The organism is Herbaspirillum sp. RTI4, assembly GCF_034313965.1.
GTDB lineage: Bacteria > Pseudomonadota > Gammaproteobacteria > Burkholderiales > Burkholderiaceae_D > Herbaspirillum.
Genome location: NZ_JAVIWQ010000002.1, coordinates 1,229,600 through 1,255,353, shown reverse-complemented (window position 1 = coordinate 1,255,353; position 25,754 = coordinate 1,229,600). Strand labels below are relative to the sequence as shown.

General features: G+C 56.5%; 16 protein-coding genes, 1 tRNA gene and 1 riboswitch. Of the genes, 4 read left to right on the top strand and 13 right to left on the bottom strand.

The features are described from left to right. The first annotated feature begins 56 nt into the window (after positions 1 to 56). The 3 genes from RGU70_RS05885 to RGU70_RS05875 all read left to right on the top strand — a co-directional run bounded on the left by RGU70_RS05885 (position 57) and on the right by RGU70_RS05875 (position 2,049). Positions 57 to 132, top strand: a tRNA-Gln gene (locus RGU70_RS05885). Positions 133 to 267: 135 nt separating this feature from the next. After that, entirely contained in the window at positions 268 to 1,218 is a 951-nt protein-coding gene (locus RGU70_RS05880) for a ribose-phosphate pyrophosphokinase (RefSeq protein WP_322208463.1), read from the top strand. Positions 1,219 to 1,437: 219 nt separating this feature from the next. Then, positions 1,438 to 2,049, top strand: a complete 612-nt coding sequence (locus tag RGU70_RS05875; RefSeq protein WP_322208462.1) for a 50S ribosomal protein L25/general stress protein Ctc — start codon at positions 1,438 to 1,440, stop codon at positions 2,047 to 2,049. Positions 2,050 to 2,147: 98 nt separating this feature from the next. Here the strand turns inward: RGU70_RS05875 and RGU70_RS05870 are convergent, their stop codons facing one another. The 8 genes from RGU70_RS05870 to RGU70_RS05835 all read right to left on the bottom strand — a co-directional run bounded on the left by RGU70_RS05870 (position 2,148) and on the right by RGU70_RS05835 (position 16,633). After that, a complete protein-coding gene (locus RGU70_RS05870; protein ID WP_322208461.1) occupies positions 2,148 to 3,980 on the bottom strand; it encodes a M61 family metallopeptidase in 1,833 nt (610 codons plus the stop codon). Between the two features lie 38 nt (positions 3,981 to 4,018). Beyond that, a complete protein-coding gene (locus RGU70_RS05865) occupies positions 4,019 to 5,482 on the bottom strand; it encodes a glutamate synthase subunit beta (RefSeq protein ID WP_322208460.1) in 1,464 nt (487 codons plus the stop codon). 129 nt (positions 5,483 to 5,611) lie between these two features. Then, positions 5,612 to 10,279: a glutamate synthase-related protein gene (locus tag RGU70_RS05860; RefSeq protein ID WP_322208459.1), complete on the bottom strand. Its 4,668-nt coding sequence runs from the start codon at positions 10,277 to 10,279 to the stop codon at positions 5,612 to 5,614. A 170-nt stretch (positions 10,280 to 10,449) separates the two neighbouring features. Continuing rightward, positions 10,450 to 11,145, bottom strand: a complete 696-nt coding sequence (locus RGU70_RS05855) for a transposase (protein WP_322208458.1) — start codon at positions 11,143 to 11,145, stop codon at positions 10,450 to 10,452. A gap of 254 nt (positions 11,146 to 11,399) precedes the next feature. Then, complete coding sequence (locus tag RGU70_RS05850; protein WP_322208457.1) at positions 11,400 to 13,004, bottom strand: T3SS effector OspC family protein; 1,605 nt, start codon at positions 13,002 to 13,004, stop codon at positions 11,400 to 11,402. Between the two features lie 84 nt (positions 13,005 to 13,088). Continuing rightward, complete coding sequence (locus tag RGU70_RS05845; RefSeq protein WP_322208456.1) at positions 13,089 to 14,537, bottom strand: hypothetical protein; 1,449 nt, start codon at positions 14,535 to 14,537, stop codon at positions 13,089 to 13,091. Beyond that, positions 14,530 to 14,988 (bottom strand): hypothetical protein, encoded by a 459-nt coding sequence (locus tag RGU70_RS05840; RefSeq protein ID WP_322208455.1) that lies wholly within the window; start codon positions 14,986 to 14,988, stop codon positions 14,530 to 14,532. Before RGU70_RS05840 ends, RGU70_RS05845 begins: the two co-directional genes overlap by 8 nt. A gap of 142 nt (positions 14,989 to 15,130) precedes the next feature. Then, positions 15,131 to 16,633, bottom strand: coding sequence for an AMP nucleosidase (locus RGU70_RS05835; protein WP_322208454.1), 1,503 nt, complete (start codon positions 16,631 to 16,633; stop codon positions 15,131 to 15,133). 419 nt (positions 16,634 to 17,052) lie between these two features. On the opposite strand from RGU70_RS05835, the gene RGU70_RS05830 reads away from it, so the two are divergent. After that, positions 17,053 to 18,120 carry a type II asparaginase gene (locus RGU70_RS05830; RefSeq protein WP_322208453.1) on the top strand — a complete coding sequence of 356 codons (1,068 nt, stop codon included), beginning with the start codon at positions 17,053 to 17,055 and terminating at the stop codon, positions 18,118 to 18,120. A gap of 123 nt (positions 18,121 to 18,243) precedes the next feature. Here RGU70_RS05830 and RGU70_RS05825 read toward each other — a convergent pair whose 3' ends face one another. From RGU70_RS05825 to RGU70_RS05805, 5 genes are all read right to left on the bottom strand, one after another. Next, positions 18,244 to 18,819 carry a TMEM165/GDT1 family protein gene (locus RGU70_RS05825; RefSeq protein ID WP_322208452.1) on the bottom strand — a complete coding sequence of 192 codons (576 nt, stop codon included), beginning with the start codon at positions 18,817 to 18,819 and terminating at the stop codon, positions 18,244 to 18,246. A gap of 6 nt (positions 18,820 to 18,825) precedes the next feature. Continuing rightward, a riboswitch (yybP-ykoY riboswitch) is annotated at positions 18,826 to 19,024 on the bottom strand. 64 nt (positions 19,025 to 19,088) lie between these two features. After that, positions 19,089 to 19,481, bottom strand: coding sequence for a VOC family protein (locus tag RGU70_RS05820; RefSeq protein WP_322208451.1), 393 nt, complete (start codon positions 19,479 to 19,481; stop codon positions 19,089 to 19,091). Between the two features lie 73 nt (positions 19,482 to 19,554). Continuing rightward, positions 19,555 to 20,745 (bottom strand): CoA transferase, encoded by a 1,191-nt coding sequence (locus RGU70_RS05815; protein ID WP_322208450.1) that lies wholly within the window; start codon positions 20,743 to 20,745, stop codon positions 19,555 to 19,557. A gap of 25 nt (positions 20,746 to 20,770) precedes the next feature. Then, positions 20,771 to 22,198, bottom strand: coding sequence for an MFS transporter (locus RGU70_RS05810; protein WP_322208449.1), 1,428 nt, complete (start codon positions 22,196 to 22,198; stop codon positions 20,771 to 20,773). Between the two features lie 201 nt (positions 22,199 to 22,399). Beyond that, positions 22,400 to 25,681, bottom strand: a complete 3,282-nt coding sequence (locus RGU70_RS05805) for a hypothetical protein (protein ID WP_322208448.1) — start codon at positions 25,679 to 25,681, stop codon at positions 22,400 to 22,402. Positions 25,682 to 25,754: the final 73 nt, after the last annotated feature.

Sequence of the window (25,754 nt, the reverse complement as noted above, 5' to 3'; positions counted from 1 at the left end):
AACATAAGCGGCTCACGCCGATACAGTCATCCATAACGGCAAACAGCAAGTTGCGTAGGGGAATCGCCAAGTTGGTTAAGGCACTGGATTTTGATTCCAGCATCCAAGGTTCGAGTCCTTGTTCCCCTGCCATTAAATTGGGGCAGTAAAGTGAAGTCCCGGCATGTCAAAAAAGAAGAAACCTAGCCGTCAATGCATGACTAACAAGTCAGGCATTGTCGGCTTTCGATTTTATACTGGTTGCACTCAGGGATAGGGATACCCGATATGGCATACGAGAACCTGATGGTTTTTACAGGCAACGCCTATCCGGAGTTGGCGATCAGCGTAGCTAAAAAACTCGGTATCCCGCTCGGCAAAGCCAAAGTATCGAAATTCTCGGACGGCGAAGTCATGGTCGAAATCAATGAAAACGTCCGTGGTAAAGATGTTTTCGTTTTGCAATCGACCTGCGCCCCGACCAACGACAATCTGATGGAAATCATGCTGATGGTCGACGCTCTCAAGCGCGCATCAGCCGGCCGCATCACTGCGGCAATTCCCTACTACGGTTATGCCCGCCAGGATCGGCGTCCTCGCTCTGCTCGCGTGGCGATTTCAGCCCGGGTTGTGGCCAATATGCTGCAAGACGCTGGCGTCGAACGCGTGCTGATCATGGATTTGCATGCCGACCAGATTCAAGGCTTCTTCAATATCCCGGTCGATAATATTTATGCTTCCCCGATTTTGCTGGGCGATCTGGTCAGCAAAAATTACGACGACCTGCTGGTCGTATCGCCCGATGTGGGCGGCGTAGTGCGCGCCCGGGCGCTGGCCAAACGCCTTGATTGCGATCTGGCAATCATCGACAAGCGCCGGCCCAAAGCCAATGTCTCTGAAGTCATGAACATCATTGGTGAAGTTGAAGGCCGCAATTGCGTGATCATGGATGACATGGTCGATACCGCCGGCACACTGACCAAGGCCGCTGAAGCACTGAAGGATAGAGGCGCGAAAAAAGTCGTCGCCTACTGTACGCATCCGGTATTGTCCGGTCCGGCCATCCAGCGCATCATCGACTCACCGCTGGACGAACTGGTCGTGACCGATACGATACCGCTGTCCGACGCGGCGAAAGCCTGCAACAAAATCCGCCAGTTGTCGTGCGCGGACTTGCTGGCAGAAACCTTTAAACGGATCAGCAGGGGCGATTCGGTCATGTCGATGTTTGCCGAATAAGCTTCACCCGGCAAGCAACAACACGCACTACGCAACGGCACGCATACTGCGAACAAAAAAAGCACCTCGCAACTGCCCCAGAGGCTCATAACGAAGCTCTGATGAAGCCATCCCTTATTCGTACCCCCTCTTCGCTTACGCGAAAAGGATTTTCCATCTCCTGGTCGCGGGAGATGTTCACGTGAGTGTCAAAGCTCACAGTTATTTTTGGAGTCACACATGAAAGTTATCGCATTTACACGCACTGCACAGGGGACCGGAGCGAGCCGCCGCCTGCGCATCGCCGGTCAAACCCCAGGAATCGTTTACGGTGGCACTAGCGCCCCTGTCAGCATCGCTCTCGATCATAACGCGCTGTACCACGCGCTGAAAAAAGAGACATTCCACTCTTCTATCCTCGACCTCGAAATCGAAGGCAAATCAGAACAAGTCTTGCTGCGCGACTTCCAAGTCCACGCATTCAAGCAACTGGTGTTGCATATCGACTTCCAACGCGTCGATGCTTCGCAAAAGATCCACGTCAAGGTGCCTTTGCATTTCATCAATGCTGAAATATCGCCTGCAGTCAAGCTGTCGGCCGGTATCATCAGCCACGTGGTGACAGAACTGGAAATCTCCTGCCTGCCGAAAGACTTGCCAGAATTCATCACTGTCGATCTGGCAGCGCTGGAAGTTGGTCACTCGATCCACTTGCCTAGCATCACATTGCCAGCAGGCGTGACTGCGATCATCCACGGTGAAAACCAGACTATCGCTATTGCGTCGGTTCCTGCTGGCAAGGTCGAAGCCGTTGTTCCTGGCGCCGCACCTGTCGTCGCAGAAAAGAAGTAAATAAGCAAACCACAGCCGCCCCTAGCGGCGCTGTAGTGCAGCATCCGACGACCCGCCTGTTCATTCAGGCGGGTCGTTTTTCATTGGAACGCTGAAATTCAGCGGAGAAAAATATTGGCAGCGGCAGGCGGTTTTTCCGCGAGGCTCAGTTTCACTTGCGGAGCATCATCGGCACGCAACCTGACGCGCAGTTCCAGCAACTCATCGCGCCGGAACACATGCAGCGTCACACTATCGCCGGGCCGATAACGCTCCAGCAAGCCATCAGGACCGCTGCCAGGAATGCGCAGGCCATCCAGCGCCACCAGCCTGTCATCTGCTGACAGACCCGCTCTATGCCCGGCTCCGCCCTCATACACGCTGGCCACCCGGCTCTCGCCATGATCGTTGCTCAGACGCACACCCAATCCCGGAACCGCTATTTTTCTCGTGTCGGAATACGCAATCCCCACCTGCGCCAGCAAGCTGTCCAGCGGCAAGTCCTCAGTGCCACGCACATAACGGTCGAAAAAGCGCTTCATCCGGCATCCGCTGACTTCCTCGATCAAAGCCTCAATCTCATTTTCACCGAGGCCGCGCCCACCCGCCGGAGAATAAAACTCCCGTCCGTAGCGCTGCCACAGCACCTGCATCACGCTGTCGAGCGAGCTACGACCGCCGGTTTCAGCGCGCAAAGTCAGATCCAGCGCCAGCGCAATCAACGAACCCTTGGTGTAATAACTGACGATGGCGTTCGGTGCATTCTCATCTTGGCGGTAGTATTTGCCCCAGGTATCAAAGCTGGATTCCGCCACACTCTGCTTTTTGCGACCACTGCCGCGCAACACGCCATTCACGGTTTTCCCCAGCAAGCTCAGATAGGCGCTGATATCAATCACACCACTACGCAACAGGAACAAATCATCGTAATAACTGGTGAAGCCTTCGAATAACCACAGCAGCGAAGTGTAATTTTCATTCTGCAAATCGTAAGGCGCAAAGGCGGCCGGCTTGATCCGTTTGACGTTCCACGTATGGAAATATTCGTGGCTGCATAGCCCCAGATAGGTGCGATAGCCGTCCGTCATCTCCGCTTTGCCGATCACCGGCAAATCGCTGCGCGCACAGATCAGCGCGGTCGAGGCCCGATGCTCCAGCCCGCCATAACCATTCCCGACAACGAACGTCATGAAGACATAACGCTGCATCGGCGCCCGCTTGCTGCGCGGCTCGAAAAAAGCGATTTGCGCTTCGCAGATTTTTTTCAGATCCTGCGCCAGACGCGGCAGATCCAGATTCGGCGTCCGACCGCTGATCACGATATCGTGCGGTACGCCGTGGGCAGTGAAGGTGCTCAGTACGAACTCGCCCATTTCCACCGGATGATCGATCAACTCGTCGTAACCGGATGCAGCGTATGTACCGAAACCATAGCGCTTGGCATTGCGTTCAGGCAGTGCCGTCGCCACGCGCCAGCCTGCGCAGGCCGCATCGCCAGGGCGCACGATATCGACTTCATGCAACTGCTGCTCTTGCCCGAGGACGCGCAAGAAAACGCTGCTGCTATTAAAGAATCCGTGGCTACGGTCAAGATGCGCGGCACGTACCGACAAATCCCAGGCATAGACTTCGTAATGGACGGTCAGCGGCCCGGCACAAGGCGCAGCTTGCCAGGTGTGCTTGTCGGTTTTTTTGAAGGAGATTTTTTTGCCACCCGATTCGGCGCGCAGGCGCACGATATGGCGGGCAAATTCGCGAATCATGTAACTACCGGGAATCCAGGCGGGCAAAGCAAAACTTTGCCCATCGGGATCCGGCGACACCACCGTCAGGGCGACGGTGAAAAGATGCCCTCCCAGATCGCTGGAACTGATGCGATAAGAGACGGGCGCAACGCCAAGATTAGCGGCGGAAACAACTGCAGGAACAACACGGGCGGGAGAATGCAACATAAGGAATGAGCCTGGCATCGTAGTAGATGCCAGGTATTCTACCTTGGCAGCATCGACGACCCCATCAGGAACTCATCGACCGAGCGTGCGCATTGACGACCTTCGCGAATCGCCCACACCACCAGTGATTGACCACGCCGCATATCGCCGGCGACAAACACCTTGTCGACCGAGGTCTTGTAGCAGCCTTCGCCATCGGTAGTCGCTTTGACGTTGCCGCGCGCATCCTTGTCCACGCCGAAGGCGTCCAGCACCTGCTGCACCGGCGAAACAAAGCCCATTGCCAGCAACACCAGATCGGCCTTCATTTCGAATTCGGAATCAGGCACTTCCTGCATCTTGCCGTCTTTCCATTCGACCCGCGCCCCAATCAGCTTTTCCACTTTGCCGTTCTTGCCTTCCAAACGCTTGGTGGCAACGGCCCAATCGCGATCGCATCCTTCGTCATGCGACGAAGAAGTACGCAGCTTGATCGGCCAGTAAGGCCAGACCATCGGTTTGTTTTCGGTTTCCGGCGGCTGCGGCATCACTTCAAACTGCGCAACCGAAGCAGCACCGTGACGGTTCGAGGTACCAACGCAATCCGAACCGGTATCGCCACCACCAATGACCACAACATGCTTGCCACTGGCCAGCAATTGATTTTTCAGCTTGTCGCCGGCATTGACCTTGTTTTGCAGCGGCAGGAAGTCCATCGCAAAATGCACGCCCTTCAACTCACGACCCGGCACGGGCAAATCGCGTGGCTGCTCGGCACCGCCGGCGATAATCACCGCGTCAAAATCTTGCTTCAATTGATCGGGCGAAATGGTTTCGCTCGACCAGTTGGTGATACCGGCAGGAAAATCTTTCCCGATCAGCACACCGGTGCGGAAGACCACGCCTTCGGCTTGCATCTGTTCCACACGGCGATCGATATGCGATTTTTCCATCTTGAAATCGGGAATGCCATAGCGCAGCAACCCGCCGACGCGATCATTTTTCTCGAAGACGGTGACATCGTGACCGGCGCGCGCCAGTTGCTGCGCCGTTGCCAGACCGGCAGGGCCGGAACCAACGACTGCCACTTTTTTACCCGTCTTGTGATGTGCCGGTTGCGGCTTGACCCAACCGTTTTCCCAGCCTTTGTCGATAATAAAATGCTCAATCGACTTGATTCCGACGGCGTCGCTGTTGATACCCAGCGTGCAAGCAGATTCGCAAGGCGCAGGACAAATGCGGCCGGTGAATTCGGGAAAATTATTAGTGGAATGCAGGGTCGTCAATGCTTCCTGATAGGCACCGCGATACACCATGTCATTCCAGTCGGGAATGATGTTGTTGACCGGGCAGCCGTTATTGCAAAACGGGATGCCGCAATCCATACAGCGCGCACCCTGCACCTTGGCGTCGGTATCGCTCAGGTGCAGCATGAATTCCTTGTAATGCTTGACGCGTGTCTGCGGCTCTTCGCTGGCCTCTTTCAGACGGTGGTATTCCATGAAACCAGTCACTTTACCCATTTTTCACTCACTCTTTTTATGGCTGGCGGGCGCTGCAAAAGGCAGGCGCCGCGCTGGCAATTGATTGGTCTGAACTTGGCTTAGGGAGCCTCTGAGTAAGCGTCGCGCAGTAGCTTAATCAGAGGCTCCTTAGACGGTTGCTGCTTGCTTGGCAATGATCTTGGCGGCATGCATTTCCCCGAGCGCGCGCCGGTATTCGGTAGGGAATACCTTGACGAACCTGGCCCGCGATACTTCCCAGTGATCCAGCAGATAACGGGCGCGTGTGCTGCCGGTATATTTGATATGCCGTTCCAGCAAGCCACGCAGAATCTGTTCGTCGTTGGCACCTTCGCCGCCACGCAACAGGCTATGCCAGAGCGTGCGGTCTTCGCCGGTGTCGCCATGGACTTTTTCCAGCGTGACCATCGCCGTATTGCAGCGGCTGGCAAAATCACCGGTCTCATCGTAGACATACGCAATACCGCCCGACATACCGGCAGCAAAATTGCGACCCGTCGCACCCAGCACCACCACCGTACCGCCGGTCATGTATTCGCAACCATGATCGCCGGTACCTTCCACCACTGCCGTCGCGCCGGAATTGCGAACCGCGAAACGCTCGCCGGTGACGCCGTTAATGAAAGCCTCACCGGAAGTCGCGCCATACAGCACGGTGTTACCCGCAATGATGTTTTCCACTGCGCGGCCACGGAATTCGGTGTTGGGACGAACAATAATGCGACCGCCGGATAAACCCTTGCCGACGTAGTCGTTACCCTCACCCACCAGATCGAGCGTAATACCGCGCGCCAGGAAGGCGGCAGCAGACTGGCCCGCAGTTCCCTGCAACTGGATATGGATGGTGTCGTCAGGCAAACCAGCGTCGCCGTAGCGCTTGGCCACTTCGCCCGACAACATCGCACCCACGGTGCGATTGACATTGCGAATCGTGGAAATGAAGGACACTTTTTCGCCACTATCGAGCGCCAGACGGGCTTGCGCGATCAGCTTGTGGTCGAGCGCTTTTTCCAGTCCGTGATCTTGCTCTTCGGTGTGGAAAGAAGGTCGGCCATTGGATTCAGGCTGATAGAAAATCTTGCTGAAATCGAGACCACGCGCTTTCCAGTGCGAAATGGCCTTGGCCTTATCCAGCAAATCGACGCGGCCGATCAGTTCGTTAAAAGTACGAATGCCCAGTTGCGCCATGATCTGGCGCGCTTCCTCGGCGATAAAGAAGAAGAAGTTGACCACATGCTCAGGCTTGCCGGAGAACTTGGCGCGCAGTACCGGGTCTTGCGTGGCAACGCCGACCGGGCAAGTATTCAGATGGCATTTGCGCATCATGATGCAGCCTTCAACGACCAGTGGCGCGGTGGCGAAACCGAACTCATCGGCACCGAGCAGCGCGCCAATGACGACGTCGCGGCCGGTTTTCATTTGGCCGTCCGCCTGCACCCGGATGCGGTTACGCAAACCGTTGATCACCAGCGTTTGCTGCGTTTCCGCCAGGCCCAGTTCCCAAGGCGTACCGCAATGCTTGACCGACGACAGCGGCGAAGCGCCCGTACCGCCGTCGTGGCCGGCGATAACGACGTGATCGGACTTGGCCTTGGCTACTCCGGCCGCAATGGTGCCGACGCCCACTTCAGACACCAGCTTGACCGAGATCGAAGCGCGCGGATTGACGTTTTTCAGATCATGAATCAGCTGCGCCAAATCTTCGATGGAATAAATATCGTGGTGCGGCGGTGGCGAAATCAGGCCGACGCCGGGGACCGACACGCGCAAAGTCGCGATGTAATCGGTCACCTTATGGCCGGGCAGTTGTCCACCCTCGCCCGGTTTTGCACCTTGCGCCATCTTGATCTGAATCTGATCGGCCGACACCAGGTATTCCGCTGAGACGCCGAAACGACCCGATGCGACCTGCTTGATGCGCGAACGCAGCGAATCGCCGGCCAGCAGCGGCGTATCGACCAGCACCTGCGCCGCGCCAAGCACCGAGGCCAGCGTTTCGCCCTGCTTGATCGGAATGCCCTTCAGTTCCTGACGATAGCGATTCACGTCCTCGCCGCCTTCGCCGGTATTCGATTTGCCGCCGATGCGGTTCATCGCCACGGCCAGCGTGGCATGGGCTTCGGTCGAGATCGAACCGAGCGACATGGCGCCGGTAGCGAAGCGCTTGACGATTTCCTTGGCAGCTTCCACTTCATCGAGCGGAATGGCTTTCGACGGGTCAATCTTGAATTCAAACAAACCGCGCAAAGTCATGTGGCGCTTGGACTGATCGTTGATCAGCTGCGCGTATTCTTTGTAAGTGTTGAAATTGTTGGCGCGGGTCGAATGCTGGAGTTTGGCAATCGCATCCGGCGTCCACATATGGTCTTCGCCCCGCACACGATAGGCGTATTCGCCGCCGGCATCGAGCGCATCGAGCAGGACCGGATCGTCGCTGAACGCGGCGCGATGCAAGCGCAGCGCTTCTTCCGCGACTTCAAACACACCAATGCCTTCTACGTTCGAAGCCGTGCCTTTGAAGTATTGATCGACCAGCGACTTGTTGAGCCCGATCGCTTCAAAAATCTGCGCGCCGCAATATGACATGTAGGTGGAAATGCCCATCTTGGACATGACCTTCATCAGACCCTTGCCGACGGCTTTCTGGAAATTGTAGATCGCTTTTTCAGGCGACAACTCACCGGGCAATCCTTTGGCCATGGCCGCCAGCGTGTCCATTGCCAGATAAGGATGAATGGCTTCTGCGCCATAACCGGCGAGCAGCGCGAAGTGATGCGTCTCGCGTGCGGAACCGGTTTCCACCACCAGACCGGTCGAGGTACGCAGACCCTTGGTGACCAGATGCTGGTGAATGGCGGACGTTGCGAGCAAGGCCGGAATGGCTATCTGCTCCGCATCGACCTTGCGGTCCGAGATAATCAGAATGTTGTGACCGGACTTGACGGCATCGACCGCCTTGGCGCACAGCGAAGCCAGACGGGCTTCAATCCCTTCCTTGCCCCACGCGACCGGATAGCAGATGTTCAATTCATGTGATTTGAATTTGCCACCGGTGTGCTTGCTGATGTTGCGCAGTTTTGCGATGTCGGCGTAATCCAGAATCGGCTGTGCGACTTCAAGCCGCATGGGCGGATTGATGTTGTTGGTGTCGAGCAGATTAGGCTTGGGGCCGATGAACGACACCAGCGACATCACCATCGCTTCGCGGATAGGGTCGATCGGCGGGTTGGTCACCTGAGCGAACAATTGCTTGAAGTAGTTGTAGAGCGTCTTGTCCTTGTTGGACATGACGGCCAGCGGCGAATCGTTGCCCATGGAGCCGATGGCTTCTTCGCCGGTAGCGGCCATCGGCGACATCAGGAACTTGATATCTTCCTGGGTATAGCCGAAGACTTGCTGGCGATCCAGTAGCGGCAAGGTGGAACCGGATTCCGGCGCTTCGGCTTCCAGCTCATCGAGCTTGACCCGCACCGAGGAAATCCATTGCTTGTAGGGTTTGGCGTTGGCGTAGGTGTCCTTGAGTTCCTTGTCGTCGATGATGCGGCCGGCATCGAGGTCGATGAGGAACATCTTGCCCGGTTGCAGACGCCATTTCTGGATGATCTTGGATTCGGGAATCGGCAAGACGCCGGATTCGGATGCCATCACCACCAGATCGTCGTCGGTGACGATGTAGCGTGCTGGCCGCAGACCGTTGCGGTCCAGCGTGCCGCCGATGTGGCGACCGTCGGTAAATGCCATGGCGGCAGGGCCGTCCCACGGCTCCATCATGGCGGCGTGGTATTCGTAAAAAGCGCGGCGGTTTTCATCCATCAGCGTGTGATTTTCCCAGGCTTCCGGGATCATCATCATCATCGCTTGCGGCAGTGGGTAGCCGGCCATGATCAGCAATTCCAGCGCATTGTCAAAACATGCGGTGTCGGACTGGCCTTCATAGATGAGCGGGAACAATTTTTTCAGGTCGTCGCCCAGCACGGCCGATTGCATCACGCCTTCGCGCGCGCGCATCCAGTTGAAGTTGCCCTTGACGGTGTTGATTTCGCCGTTGTGCGCGATCAGGCGGTACGGGTGGGCCAGCGGCCACTCCGGGAAGGTATTGGTGGAAAAACGCTGATGCACCAGCGCCAGCGCGGAAACGCAGCGCGGATCTTGCAAGTCTTTGTAGTACACGCCGACCTGATCTGCCAGCAGCAGGCCTTTGTAGACCACGGTGCGCGCCGACATCGACGGCACGAAAAATTCCTTGCCGTGCAGCAGATTGAGCGCCTGAATCGCGTGACCTGAGGATTTGCGGATGACATAGAGTTTGCGTTCCAGCGCATCGGTGACCATGATGTCCGGGCCGCGGCCGATAAAAATCTGACGGATGACCGGCTCTTTGTCGCGCACGGTGGGCGACATCGGCATATCCACGTCTACCGGCACATCGCGCCAGCCGACCACAGTCTGGCCTTCAGCCAGCACGGAGCGTTCTATTTCTTGTTCGCAGGCGATGCGGGAAGCGTTTTCTTTCGGCAGAAACACCATGCCGACGCCGTATTCACCAGGTGGCGGCAGGGTAATGCCCTTTTTCGCCATTTCCTCGCGGTAATACTGGTCTGGAATCTGAATCAGCACGCCTGCGCCGTCGCCCATCAGCTTGTCGGCACCGACTGCGCCGCGATGGTCGAGATTTTTCAGTATCAATAAACCTTGCTCAACGATGGAGTGGCTTTTCTTGCCTTTGATATGGGCGATAAAACCAACGCCGCAGGCGTCGTGTTCATTAGCTGGGTCGTATAAGCCTTGCGCATGCATAACCGTGCTCCATCATTTAAGAACGAATTCGCAAGAATAGTGCAGCAGCAGTAATAGTTCAATAAATATTAAATAGGGCCGGAGTCAATTAAAAATTTGTTGCTTTTTATTTTTATTTTAATGGGGACATAGTAAAGACAGGGCAATGCGCTCACCGCACTTGCCAAGCATCAAGTCCGCTCCAATAACGCCGGTCTGCCGCGTTTCCCGGGACGCACCCGGCGCTCGCTGTCGCGCTCCAGTCCGTCCTTGAATACCTCTGACCCCAAGGCCCAGGCGGTATAGATAGCGCGCCCCAGCATGTCGGTTTCTTTCTGTGTCACGCCTTGCTCTACTAACTGGCGATAAGCCGCTTCACGATCAAAGGGCGTATTTCCCAACTCCCAATAAAGAGCATGGTCGCTCATCCATGCATCCGGGCGTGCGCCAACATGATGCAAATAACTTGACCACGGGTACTGTTCTGGCGTGACAACTACACCGGAACGCACCGGATTGAGTTCAATGTAGCGACTGCACAGCAGCAAATAAGCATCGGCCTCCAGCACCGTGGCGCGATAACGTCCCTGCCACAGACTGCCACTGCGTTGGTATTTACGGTTGAAATAGGGAACGTATTGACGTCCTACCCATTGCATCATTCGTGCCAACCCCTGCTCATCATGCGGGGTAAGCAGCAAATGCAAATGCGTACTCATCAGCACGTACGCATGCACGGCAACATCGAACTGCCTGGCCGCCTCGCGCAAGCGGGAGAGAAACATGAGGAAGTCTTCTTCGTCGCGGAAAATAGCCTGCTCATCATGTCCCTTCTGGATGACATGGTGAGGATGATGCGGAATGACAAGACGAGGAAGGCGGGCCATGGAGGGGCAATCGATTCAGAGAGCCCTGATTGTAACGACTCCGGCCCCATTAGTGGTCTGAATAAGGATGGCCTAAATAAGCTGGACTAAATAAGCATGGACTGAATAAGCATGGGCCAAATAAGCACGGGCAATAAGGTCCAGATCGTGATTGAATCGAACAACAAGGTAAATCAGGAGCTATTTTTTCCGCACATCGCAAAGGTCTGCGGACATTTCATTAGTGAGATGTCAACAGACCCCTTCAGATGCCTCTAAAAATCGGACCCGCCATGCGCCATGGTTTTCCAGTTCCTCTGGTTGTCCGGGGAAAGTAAATCAGGCCTGGCCCCATGCGCCAGCAACAGCATGATCATCTCAGTGTTTTCGCACCGCACTGCGTTATCCAGCATGGTGCATTGAATCGAGCGAAACCGCGCATTAGGGTCGATCAGTTGACGGCGCAAAAGCTGTTCCAGCACTTCAAGGCTGGCGTCGCCTTTGCTCAGAAGGTGGCCGGGTTCAGCGAAGTCTCCCTTGCCGACCGGTGCCAAACGGCCCCATACCGGATTGGTCGGGGCGAAATCTTCTTTAGTAAAGCTCCATTTTTCAAGCAGATGCAGCGCTACTGCGCTTTTGGTGTGGTGGATGGCATACGCCATTGCGCTCAAAGCCTGTGGCTTAAAGGAAAGCATCTTGTCCAATGCCCTGAAGTTACTGGCCTTGACTACTTCAATCAGTTCCATGGGACGCAAAAGCTGCTGATAGTAACTCCGGGTGCTCAGCATTCTGGGTATGTGAAATTCCGGGGAAAAAGCAAAATTCATCAAACTGTCGAGATAACCGCCCGCTATGGGACGTTCACACGCGGCTTCGTACAAGTACTCGGACACCCACCAGCAGACATCGGGATCGCGCGTCTTCCTGAGAAAGTCGATCAGATAAAGCGTCAAGGCTTTCTTCATGTCGCGCGCCGAAAACATGGGAGCATCCACATCATTGGTGCCAGTAGAAAGCTGACGTGGCACTTCGCCTGCCGCAACCGGGAACATCCTTCCTCGCCCCGTATTTTGATTCCTTTCAGGAGCGGGGACCGAATTGTTGAAATGACTGGTCAGTGTGAGGTAACCATGGCGGCACTGACTATTTTTAGCGTTGACAAAAAATGCCTGCGCTCCATAGTCGACACCGCTATGCTTTTTGTTCAGCGCAGGAAGACGATGCTTATAGCCGCCTGAAAATTCCACGCCAAAAAAAACAAAGTCATCATTGCCCAGCAATTCCTTCTCGCGCTGCGTGGTATGGCTATTGATGGGAATCTGCTTTCTGGCGAGCATGGCCCCGGAAAATATTTTTATGCCATCAGGATGCGTCAGATCGGCGTTCGATTGATGCCGGAAGCTCCAGTCACCCGTCAAAATCAGTTCTTGCAGTTGCTCTTCTGCCGGCTTCAAACGACCAACATACGACCTGATGGCATTGAGGTTTTTTTCCGATATCCGATCGAGTTGATCAAGCGTCTTGAAAGAAAATCGCGCGCTCCCGTTTTTAAGTGAGGGCATCGACAGTCCGATATCCTTGAATAGTCGCCCCTCCGCAAACATCCGGCCATAGGCTTGAGCCGCTACCGCTTTACGCAAAAACGTCTTGATACGGTTAGCCGCAACCAGTTGCCTGGCACCGGATAAATTAATGGCAGGGGAAGGCCGTTGATTCGCACGCCCTAGCCGGGTGGCGAAGAGCCGGGAAGAAATTCCTGAAATTGCCTGACGTATCTGCGGGTCGGGCAAAGGTGGGGCCGATGGAATCAAGGGTGCAGATGGCGCCGATGGAATCAAGGGCGCAGGCCGGGCAGGTCGTGCAAGGGAGGCAGGTTGCATAATGAATACTCTCGTAATCAGTTGGAGAAAAGCACGCCGATACAAACTACGCAGAAATCTCTACTGGATTTACTGCGTCATAAGTCAAGAAAGAAGTCCGGAATTCCAAAACGACGTGGAACTGGCAGAAACGCAGCGGTTGAAAAAAAAGTTTTGGGCCGCGTATTTTTCTTTTACCTGATTTACCGCGGCAATATTGGCTTCCAGATACTCATAATATTGCATGGGTATGCGATCAAAACCAGCATGTGCGATCGGAACGGTGCCAATGATTTGATCAAATATCCAGGCATGCGCCCGCCCCTCTTTGCCATGCTGTTCTTTGGCGGACAGAGTGAAATGCGATTCTTTAAGAATATCGCCAGAATCGACGGGGAAAGAGAGCTCGTCGACCATCGCTTTCGCTGCCAGTCCACTCCTGAGGTTATCCGCATTTACCTGACTCGGATAAAGACTGTTCGGCAGATATTCTTGAAATGTCGCGGCAAAATAATCAAACCCCGCCTGAGAACGGGACAAGACAGGAAAAGGCAGCACCGGCCAGGCATCCGCCATGACCACATCGGCTACCAGCGTATAAGCGTGCAAGGGGTGGATTGACAGGACTCCATTAGCATCAAGCATGAGCTGATAGATGCCGCCGACAGTGGAAGGAATGCCGGCGGCTCTCAGAATGCCGCCGGTTATTTTGGCAAATTCATCACAATATCCGGCGGAATACGCCAGGGCCATAGCCCTGCTGGCAATCGACGCATCACTGCGCGCGCTTTGCCCCAATCGATGTGATTGTCCGTTAGTCGCCACGATATCAAATAGCTGGTTCGCCGCGCCCTTGATCAGATGTTGCAGCTTGACATCCCACATGGCGTTGTAAGCATGCTTCAGAAAATACCGTTCGGACGGACTGATTTCACTGGTATCGATCTGAACGTCCAGATTGAAAAGTTTACCCACCTTGGCGATAGGAACGGTCGACACCACATGCCCGGCCGGACGCTGGTGTGCAGGCAAGGCATCCATTTCCGCCGCTGCATGCCAGTCTTTTGAAAAAATCACCGAACTTTGTGCCTGCGAAACCGATGCCGGAACTTTGGACTGCTCGCGGAAAAAATTACAAGCCAAGACACTGTCATGCTCCCAATAGGACTCCCGACCTTCCCTCTCGTGAAGTCGCCAGCGACTGTCGACTCCGAAATAACGACCGGGGATAAAGCGACAGGTGGGAGGTGACGGGAGATGAGGCGCGGACTTGTGTTCGGCGCATTCCTTACTCTCTGCCTGGTTGCCAGCGGCAAGCATAGCTCCCGCATGCAGATCCTTGAACTGCGTCGCCCCGTCGGCATAACGGTGGCTAGTCTTGGAGGGAAAATCCGAATCCATCTGCAATTGCATGGGCGACTGTCGCGCAGATTGCAAGACCCGCTTGAGCGGCACGACGGGTATGGCTTTCTCGAGTATGGCTTTCTCATCGGGAGAAGAGAATGAAGGCATGCGCGCAGAGTGCGCCGCCTTTCCTGCCACTTGATTAAACATGGGCATCCAAAGCCGGATGCCGAGTCCAGCGCGGCGAACCTGACGGGACTTCGGCACCCTCTGCCTTCAGCAGCCGGGAGAACTTGAGGACGCCATCGACCGTCCGCTTCTCGCTGCCCTGTCCTGCCGCCATATCGGAAAAAGAGGCAACGCCAGCAATGAGCCGCTCTGCCACTCCACTATTCAGGCGCTCCGCAAGCGGCGACCTCCTGCCGACGTCCGCAGCACGGTATCGATCCAGATCCGCCCCACGTAGCCACTGCCAGCCAACAGCGGGAGCAGACGCCTCTGCAGACGACGGCAAGGGCAGATTCCCCGGATGGCTGCCGATATAAAAAGTGGCCAGTCGACTGCCGGCGACACTAGCGGCACCGGCGGCAAGCGGGGTGACGGACGACGCAACCGGGCGCTCGACATGCCGGTATGGCACTGCATGAGTCGCAACGAACATAGGGCACTCCCATTAAAAAATAATGGAAGAAAGTCTAGTGATAGCCCTTCGCGAAATCAATCGGACGGAGTGCGAAAATTATTACTATTAAGACTTACGCAAGAGGACACCGGCTGGCAAAAAAACCCAAACAAACCAACTGTCAGCGGAACGCTGGCTCGCCAAAACTGCGCAGCTTGCGGCTATGCAGACGCTCGACGCCTTGCGTGCGCAAGAGTTCCAGCGCGCGAATGCCGATTTTCAAATGCTGGGCCACACGCTGCTCGTAAAAACGATTGGCCATGCCCGGCAATTTGATTTCGCCATGCAGAGGTTTGTCGGAGACGCACAGCAAGGTGCCGTAAGGCACGCGGAAACGAAAACCGTTGGCAGCGACAGTCGCGCTCTCCATGTCCAGCGCGATAGCGCGGCTCTGACTAAAGCGCAACAGCGGCGTTCTATGGTCGCGCAATTCCCAGTTACGGTCATCGACCGACGCCACAGTGCCGGTGCGCATGATGCGCTTGAGTTCATATCCCTCAAGCTGAGTAATGCCGGCCACCGCTTCCTGCAAGGCCAACTGCACTTCCGCCAGCGCCGGGATCGGCACCCATAGCGGCAGATCATCGTCGAGCACATGATCGTCGCGCACATAGGCGTGCGCCAGCACATAATCGCCCATCCTCTGCGAAGACGACAAACCGGCGCAATGACCAAGCATGATCCAGCCGTGCGGACGCAGTACGGCAATGTGGTCGGTAATCGTCTTGGCATTGGAAGGTCCGACGCCGATATTGACCAGCGTGATGCCGCTACCGTCCACGCGCTGCAAATGGTAAGCCGGCATCTGCGGCTGGCGCGCTGGCGCAACGCCGGACACAACAGCATCTTCCGGCATCGGATGATTGGCATTCCAGGTCGTCACATTACCCGGTTCGACGAACGCACAATACTGACTGCGGTAGGCGCGCTGCTCTGGGTCGCTGGTTTCTTCCATCAATTCGCGGCCGAGTCGGATGAATTCATCGATATAAAAAGCGTAGTTGGTAAACAGCACATAGCGTTGGAATTGATCCGGCGAAGTTGCCGTGTAGTGCCGCAGACGATGCAGCGAATAATCGACGCGCGGCGCGGTAAATAATGCCAAGGGATGCTTGCCGCTATAACCGCTGTCGTGCTCCATTTCGAAGGTGCCATTGACGATGCGATCATCCATTTTTGACAGGTCGGGAAGATCGAACAAATCAGGCAAATTGCGCAAATGCTCAGGATCGAGATCACCCTCGACATGAATGCCCTCGGCAAACGCAAAATGTACCGGGATCGGCAAATCGCTGACACCGATTTCCAGCGGCACGCCGTGGTTATCGAGCAGATGCTGGAACTGATTGAGCAGGTAAGTCTTAAATAAAACCGGTTGCGTGAGCGTAGTTTCATAAACACCGGGACCCGCCACAAAACCGAAGGATTGCCGGGTATCAGCGTGTGTCGCTTTTTCAGTGGCAATCCGCACAAAGGGGTAACAGGCGCGGGTTCTGGCCGGCAACAACTCGCCGCTGGAAAATCGACCGAACGCGGCGCGCAGCAACGCTGTATGGCTTTCATAAATGGAGATGACGCGTTCTACCGCCTCTTCTGCATTGGTAAATTGTTCGCTTGAAAACATGCTTGCCCCTTTTATTTAGTTTTAAAAATACCTCACTGCGCGGCGCAACGCACTAGCCGCCTCATGGTACCGCGTCCCGACGCAATCGGTCTGCCTTACAAGCTTTACTTGTAGCGAGTGCCGCTCAAGTCCCCCTCAAGTCCCCCTCAAAAGAGAGACTTATCCGAAGAAAAAAATACGCTCCTCTTTCTTTGAGAAATCTCCTGGCAAATGACTTTTAACAATCCGTGATGGGTGTTATCGTGATCGCGCTACGACAGCCTTGATTAAGTGTGGCAAGGGAGGCAAGATTAATCTATTAATCGCATCCATATTTCTTGAGTTCGGCCAATATCGCCGCCTTGAAATTGCACCGCACGGCCAATTAATCAGAGACCCAAGAACCATCAGTAGTATTTAAAAATGTAAAAGGAAAAGTCATGCAATCCAAAAAAATCGCCAGTCAATTTCTGATTCTGTGTTGCGCCATGCTGGTTTCTGTCGCTCAGGCGCAAAAACTACCCAATGTCATGATTCTTGCCACAGGCGGCACCATCGCCGGAACCGGTGCCACCAGCACCACCACGGTCGGTTATACCGCCGCTAAAATCGGCGTCGATGCCTTGATCGAAGCCGTGCCGGAATTGAAAAAAGTCGCGAACGTGCGGGGCGAGCAAGTGTTCCAGATCGCCAGCGAAAACATGAATAACGACTACTGGCTGAAGCTGGCCAAGCGCGTCAATGTGCTGCTGGCACAGAGCGATGTCGACGGCATCGTCATCACCCACGGCACCGACACCATCGAAGAAACCGCCTACTTCCTGAACCTGACCGTCAAGAGCCGCAAGCCGGTGGTGATCGTCGGTTCGATGCGCCCGTCCACCGCCATCAGTGCGGACGGCCCGATCAATCTGTATAACGCGGTTCTGCTGGCTGGCAGCCAGGACGCGATCGGCAAAGGCGTGCTCGTCACGCTGAACGACCAGATCAACGGCGCACGCGAAGTGACCAAGACCAACACCTCGACGCTCGATACCTTCAAGACGCCGGAACTGGGCTTCCTCGGCTACATCCAGGGCAGCAAGCCTTATTTCTATCGCCAGTCGGTACGCAAGAACACCGTCGATACTGAATTCGACATTTCCAAACTCGACACACTGCCGCAAGTCGACATCGTCTACGGTTACGCCAACATGGGCCCGGTTGCGCTGAACGCGTTTGTCGCGGCCGGTGCCAAGGGCATCATCCACGCCGGTGTGGGCGATGGCAGTCTGGCCAGCACCGTCATCCCATCGATCATCGATGCGCGTAAAAAAGGCGTGGTCGTTGTCCGCAGCAGCCGCGTCGGTCAGGGCATCGTCGCTCGCAACGGCGAAGCCGACGACGACAAACTCGACCTGGTGGTTTCCGATACGCTCAATGCGCAGAAAGCCAGAATCCTGCTGATGCTGGCACTGACCAAAACGACGAACACCAAAGAAATTCAGGCGATGTATTCGAAATATTGATTTTTCGCCCGTGTAGTAAAAAAGCGAGCCGTCAAAATTGATGGCTCGCTTTTTTTATGACCGGCATCGTATGTGCGCCGATGGATGTCCGGCGTTTTACCGCAGCAAGTCGATATCAAGCACTCAGACTCCCAGCGCTTTCCCCGCCCCCATCAGCGTCGCCACACCCAGCACCGCGAAAATCAGCGCCGCAATGGTATGCACCAGCCGCACCGGCATCCGACCGGCAATACGGTCGCCCAGCAAAATCGCCGGTACATTGGCGACCATCATGCCCAGGGTTGTCCCCATCACTACCGAATAAAAATCGTGATAGCGCGCCACCAGCGCAATCGTTGCCACTTGCGTCTTGTCGCCCATTTCCGCCATGAAGAAAGCAATCACGGTAGTCACGAACACGCCGAAACGGGCCAGCTTCATATCCTTTTCATCAAATTTATCGGGAATCAGCGTCCATCCCGCCATCGCAATGAAAGAAATACCCAGCACCCAGCGCAAGGCTTCGGGCCCGATCTGCGCAATGACCCAGGCGCCAACGGCACCGGCCAGCGCATGATTGGCAATGGTAGAGACCAGTACGCCGAGAATAATCGGAACCGGTTTGCGGAATTTTGCAGCGAGGATAAAGGCAAGCAGCTGGGTTTTGTCGCCAACTTCAGCGAGCGCCACAATGCCGGTAGATACGAGGAATGCTTCCAATTGGTTCTCCATGGCCGGACAAAGGACGAATGACCACGCCGCTCCCCGGCCAGTCCGGATGCAGCATGGTCAAAGGTCTTGTCAAGTCTGGTCCCGCGCGGGGCGGAAATACACCAGAAGCCGCTTGCACCATGCCGATCAGGATCGACAAGTATGTTGGCGCAAGCCCCTATAAGAAGGGCGACTACTCCCCAATGACTGAGGCATTGTAAGTGTTTTATACGAAAACGCCTAAAGATGCCCGGATTAGGCTGTGTCGCGGGGCAAGCTCAGGCGGCCGGCAGCAACTCGGAAATTTCAATCAGATTCAGATCGGGATCGCGCACATACACCGAACGGATTTTTTGCGTTGCACCGGTTCTCTCCACCGGCCCCTCGACAATAGGCCAGGACTGCTGCTCTAAATGGAGGATCACCTCGCTCAGCGGCACACTCGCGATGAAACACAAATCCAGCGCCCCCGACACAGGCAGATGCGCCTTCGGCTCAAACTCCTTGCCGCGCTCATGCACATTGATTTTTTGATTACCGAAGCGAAAAGCCTTGCGCCCCGCCCCAAATGTTTCCAGCTGCATGCCCAGCACGCGGGTATAAAAATCGACAGTTGCATCGGTGTCGATGCAGGTCAATACCAGATGGTCCAGATGATCGATCAGGTTCAAGGCGTCACTCCCGGGTTGAGAAATTTTTGTGCAATGACAGGTTGCGTCGTGCGGTAGTGGAATCAGAGACGACTCAGATGATGCCCCGCTCACGCCATTCGGCGCGGGTAACGGCATCCACCCCCACCGACGCCAGCACCTCATCCGTATGCGCGCCCAGCGCCGGGGCTGGCGAATGCACCTGCCCCGGTGTTGCGCTCAGCTTGGGCAAAATGCCCGGTAGTTTGACCGGCGTGCCATCGGCCAGCGCACTGTCGAGCACCATGTCGCGCGCCAGATAATGCGGGTCGGCAGCAATATCGGCGATATCGTAAATTTTCCCGACCGGAATGCGCCCCCCGTTCAAGGCGTCCAGTACCCGCTCCAGATCGTGTTGCGCAGTCCAGGTACCGATGGCTGCGTCGATCCGCTCCACCTCCTTGACACGTCCGTCGTTATGCGCCAGCGCCGGCTCGACCGCCAGATCAGGCCGTCCGATAACTTCCATCAGCCGTCGGAAAATACTGTCGCCATTCCCCGCGATCAAGGCGAATTTGCCATCCTTGCAGCGGTAAGCATTACTCGGCGCGATCCCCGGCAGGCTGCTGCCCGCCGCTTGCCGCACCGCGCCGAAGACCGAATATTCGGGCAGCAGGCTTTCCATCATATTAAAGACCGACTCATACAAGGCAACGTCGATCATCTGCCCATCGCCACCGTTCTGATCGCGCTGGCGCAGCGCCAGTAATACGCCGATCACGCCATGCAGCGCCGACAAGGAATCGCCTATCGACACGCCCACCCGCACCGGCGTGCGATCCGGCTCGCCGCTCAAGTGGCGCAAGCCGCCCATCGCTTCGCCGATCACACCGAAACCGGGACGATCACGATACGGCCCGGTCTGACCGTAGCCGGACACCCGCAGCATCACCAGCCGCGGATTAAGCGCATGCAGCGATTCCCAGCTCAGTCCCCACTCTTCAAGTGTGCCGGGACGGAAATTCTCGATCAGCACATCGGCCTCGGCCACCAGCCGACGCACCACGTCCTGCGCTTCGGGCTGGCGCAAATCCAGCGTCACCGATTTTTTATTGCGCGACTGCACCTCCCACCAGACCGAGGTGCCTTCATGCAACAAGCGCCATTTACGCAGCGGATCGCCGGTCAGCGGCGTTTCGATCTTGATCACATCGGCACCAAATTCACCCAGCATCTTGCTGGCGAAAGGCCCGGCGATTAATTGTCCGAGTTCGATGACTCGTATTCCCTGTAGCGGACTGGACATGCGGTCTCCGTTAATCTGTTCTTGTTTATCGCTCTGAATGATAACTTACCGTCGCCGCCGCCCGTGCCAGCCGGGCATACCGTTCGTTGCGCAAACTGGCCAGGCAGGCGGCAATGGCAAACAAACCGCCGATGCCCAAACCCAGTCTGGCCGCATAAGACGGCGCGCCGCTAAACAGCAAGGCCATCAAGGCCGCACCGACCGCCATACCGAACTGACGCGCCGTGGCTTGCATGCCGCCGGCAGCACCGCTTCTGGCCACCGGTGCCGAGAGCAGCATGGTGCGATTATTCGGCACCTGAAAAAATCCAAAGCCCGCTCCACCCACAATCATGCACAACAGCAGCGGCCACAATGCGTACTGCGCTGGCCACAAGCCGGCGCAGATCAAGGCCAGCGCCATCACCGCCGCACCCCCAGCGCACAACAGCGAAGGCGAATGCCGGTTCGCCATCCGCCCCGCCAGTTGCGCCGCGCAAGCCACCGCCAGCGACCAGGGCGTCAACAGCAGCCCGGTGTACAGCGCATTGAAGCCCAATTGATGCTGCAGATAAAAAGGCAGGGCGATGAACGTCATCATCTGCGCGGTAAATATGCAAATCGACACAATCACACTTTGCCGGAAAGTCGGACTGCGCAGCAGATCCAAGGGAATCAGCGGCGTAGTATTCGGCAACTCGCGACGCACCAGCCATAACCCGCAGACCGCCGCCACGGCAACCAGAAGGAGCGGCAGCCAGAAGCCCTCCTGCAAGCGATCCACCGCGATGACAATCAGACCGAACATCAGTGCATTCAAACCGCTGCTGAGCGCATCAACCCGGCGCCGCACGCCGGGTACCTCCGGCAAGGCACGGCAGCTCATCAGCACCGCCACACCCAGCGGCAAATTAATCAGAAAGAGCAGCGGCCAGTCGGAAAACGCCAGTATGCTCGCCCCCAGAGTCGGACCCAGCGCGCTGCACAAGGCCGAACACAGGGCGTTAAAACCGATGCCGCGCCCGAGCTGCGCCAGCGGATACATATGCCGCACCAGACCAGCGCTCACGCACATCACCGCCGCCGCCCCCAGCCCCTGAAACAGCCGCGCCGCCACCAGCCACGACAAACCCGGCGACAGCGCGCACATCAGCGACGCCAGCATGAAAGTCACGATGCCGAAAATGAACATGCGCCGATAACCCAGCGACTCCGCCAGCGCCGCCAAGGGAAACAGCGCACCGACCAGCGCCAATTGATACGCGGTCACGATCCAGATCGTATGCGAAGGTGAACTGCCGAACTGGTCCGCCAGCGACGGCAGCGCGATATTCATGATGCCGCCGTCAAGCACGGCCATGCTGATCGCGGTCAGTTGCGCAAACATGGCGAGATAGCGACGCGGCAAAGGCAAACCGTCGGCGGGTAGTGCGGTGTCTCCCGGCGTAATGGAGAGTGGCGAGTGGGAAGACATAGACATTTTCAGCAAGGGAGAGGCGGGGCGCTTCGTTTTCGTCGCCATAAAAAAACCGGCATCTGCCGGTTTTTTTAAACAAAGGAAGAAAGACGATTTACGTGGTCAGGCGGTCGGACGTTGTAACGGCATGAGTATAGCGAACTTGCCAGCCGACCGTTGCGCCTGAAGGATTCGCGCAATACCCCCGCCAATACCCCCTCATGCCCTCGACCTGGACGCAGGATTGCGCGCAAAACGTCCTCCGAGCAAGGTATCGCCTACCCGCCATGTCCCGGCGGTCGATTCCGGTTCCGTCTTGGAGGGAGAACTGCTGTGCGCTACCGCGCCCACCATCAAAGGAATCGGCTGGACATAGCCCGGAGCAGCCACGACCTGACGTTCCGGCACCAGAGGAAAGCGGGCGAGCGGAGAAAACACCGGTGCCGGCGGTACCGGCTTGCTTGCCGATGGCAGCGACGCTGCCGACCGGCCAGCAGACGCGAGCAACGTCGTCCCTCGATAAATCTGCAAACGTTCATTGGGTGCATCGACGCTCAGTTCCTGGATGTGATCCTGCGCCACCTGCCCGGCGATGCGAATGGCCGACGTTGTTGGCGTCAGCGCCTGATCCTTGCCCGGAATGGACAGTAGGCTGCGCCGGATCAGGTAGAGCGTAGCGCCATCGTCTTTCGCACCGGTGAAATCAATCTCCGGCTGACCTCCGGTCACAAAGCGGGTCAGCGGACTCGCCATCGCTCCCTCACGCGTCATGGTGGTGATGGTGGCCGTGGTCGACTGGGTTGCCGCGGCCCCCACCCGCATCTGCCCCGCCGGCGGCAAATCGCCGAGGGGATAAATCGGCCGCGCTGCATAGTAGGAACCATCGCCCTTGTACATGGGCTCAATCAGATTCTCTTCGTTGCGCATTGGCACGCTGGAATGCATGGCGCGCGGGGAATAGATCGGCCATGCTTGAGAACCGGTCAAGACGCCCGCCGCCGGCCCTTCCATAAAGACGGCATGCGCATCGAAAGGACTGCGGGGATCGGAAGAAGCGGCTGGCCCGAACTGAGGACCTTTAAAAGGAGAGGGATTTGTCGCTGAAAATGCGGAAGCCAAAGAGCCAGAGCCAACGATGATCGGCCAGACGGCTTGCGGTGTTGTTAAATCAGGATGGAAACCGGTCTGTGGAAAACTCTGTTCAACATTGACGGGGGCGGCATTGGTAACGGACTTGTCTTTCGAGCCTATGCCAAACACATTGTCGCGCAGGGTAATGACATTGACCTTCTGAATATGCGGGTAGAGGCCAAGTACATGCTGGGCGATTTTCTCGTTCTCTTTGCGGTCGATCGCATTCTCTTCGTTCAGGTAGGCAAACACGCCGCCTTGGCGCATGAATTTCTTTTCATTGTCATCGATACTGCCGTTGACCAGCGAGGTCACGAAACTGCCTATTGGCCCAGTACCGGCATTGATGGCTGCTTTGACATACTTCCTTTGTACCCAGTAAGCCCGCTGATCCAGCCCCTGCTTGCGCAGCGCCTCGGGTAGTTTTCCCAGATTAACGGCTTGCCGCATCTGCTCCCAATCGGGCAAAACCAAAGACGCCAGCGCCACCGGCGCAAACAGCACCGTCCCGCCGACGACCGCTGCATTCGCCACAAAATTGGCGCTTGAGGTGCCAATCTGCGCGCCATATTCCTGCCGCTCTTCGGAAGAAGTCGCATGCAGATGCTTTTCAATATTGGCGCCGATATCCACGATGCCGCCTCCCAGAGTGGCAATACCGCCTATGGCCCCCAATACCTTTGGGGCGATCCTGGGACCCTGCGTCAAGGTATCGATGCCCGCTGCCAGCAAATGGCTGCTGCTGCCGATTGCGCCGATACTCTGCTTGGCAATTTCACTGGCCTTGAAGTTTTTTTCCTCTACCGTCGTCTCCGGCAAACCGCCCGCCTGAATCGTCCCGTATAAAGCGGCGGCGACCTGCGCCATTCCGCCGCCGACGTTCTGCCCGGTTTTTTTCAGCGCCGCCAATGCACTCGTTGCGTCGGCGAATACCAGCCGCCGGCCTTGCAATTTCAATGAGAACGCAGGAGAACCGGTTTCTTTTACCACCAGCGTATTGAGTTCTGCCAGCGCCCTGTCTTTCTCTATTTTTCCGGCGGGATTGGACACGGATCGGCTGACGTTCATCCACCCCGCTTGCAGGGCGGGAGAAAGTCCGGCCTTGAAATTTTCAGTAAATCCCTTCGCCGTTCCGAACCCAGCGTAATCGACCGGCGGCGCCAGTCCGACAAACAAATACACCACCCCGTTAGAAATGGCCGTCCTTGCGGTATAGGCATCTTTGGGTTGAAGCTCTTCCCCGCCCGCCAATAGTTTCCCACCATCGACCATCCCCGCCACACCGGCCGCGGTACTGATATGCGCACCAAAAACCCGGTGCGTTTGCTGCCCGGTGCGAACGGTTTCTGCCGCCGCGATCAGCTTGTTGCGATCATTAAAGATATGCGGAAAGGCGGTCTGCAAAATGGCCGCATCGAGCGGTGTTTCCGAAAACGCTTTGCCCAGTTGCTCGGCTATTTGCACAGAAAAAGGCGTCTTCACCAGCGACGCGGCGGCAGGCATGGTGATTTTTCCGGCCACAGTTTTAATCCATCCGTCCAGATCGGCGCTGTTTCCCTTCTCCGTATAGCGCGCATAGAATTCCCTGGCAGTGGATTGCAGCAGACCTTGCATGCTCTTTTGCAAACGCCCATCGGCGCGTCCTGGTTCTGACTCTTTGCGCGGGAAAGACGCAGGGGACGGCAATGTTGAAAAAAATTGCGCCGAAAGAATCGACTGAAAACCCGTCATGACCGTCTGCGAATCGCGTGCCAGCCGCTCCTGCAATACCCCGATATGCTGATTCACGAACAACCGGGCGCACACCGCGCTGGTGAAATACTTGCGCGCCTTGGCTAGCTCGGCTCCCGGCAAGGCAGCGGCAATCTTGGGAGGAAGCGCTGGCATGGCTGTGAGCGGTGTGGCCTTGATCAGATCTTGCCGGTTGTTGATGAGTTGCCGTAATCGCGGGGCCTCGGTTTTGAGCATCGCCTGCACCGATTTTTCCGGGCGGGAACCGAGCCGGGCGTACAACTCGTCGCCGGAGTTCATGATGTCCCATTGATCCAGCATCGCCATCGTCCGGTAGAGATCGTTCTGCGACAGTTTGCCGCCCGCTTGCAGCGATGCCAGCTTGGACGCCATGAAGGAGGCGTCATCATTCCACTGCATTTCCATGGCAGGACTACGGATCGCTGCTGCCAGCACGTCAAATGCATTTCCATCCGCTACGGTATAAGGCTGTTCTGTTGTCCCCCTCGTGGCGGAGGCCGAAGCCGCGTCCCGATTTGTCAGGCGACTCGCCGCCGGACTGTCTTTTTTTCCACTGCTCTCGATTGCCTGAAAAACAGCTGGCGAAAAGGGATTCCCGTTCTCCGAAATGGTGCTCATGTTTCCTCCTGAAATGAAGCGTACTCGTCAGCAATATCGGCAACATCAGCGACGACGCCACGCTCGCCGGGTT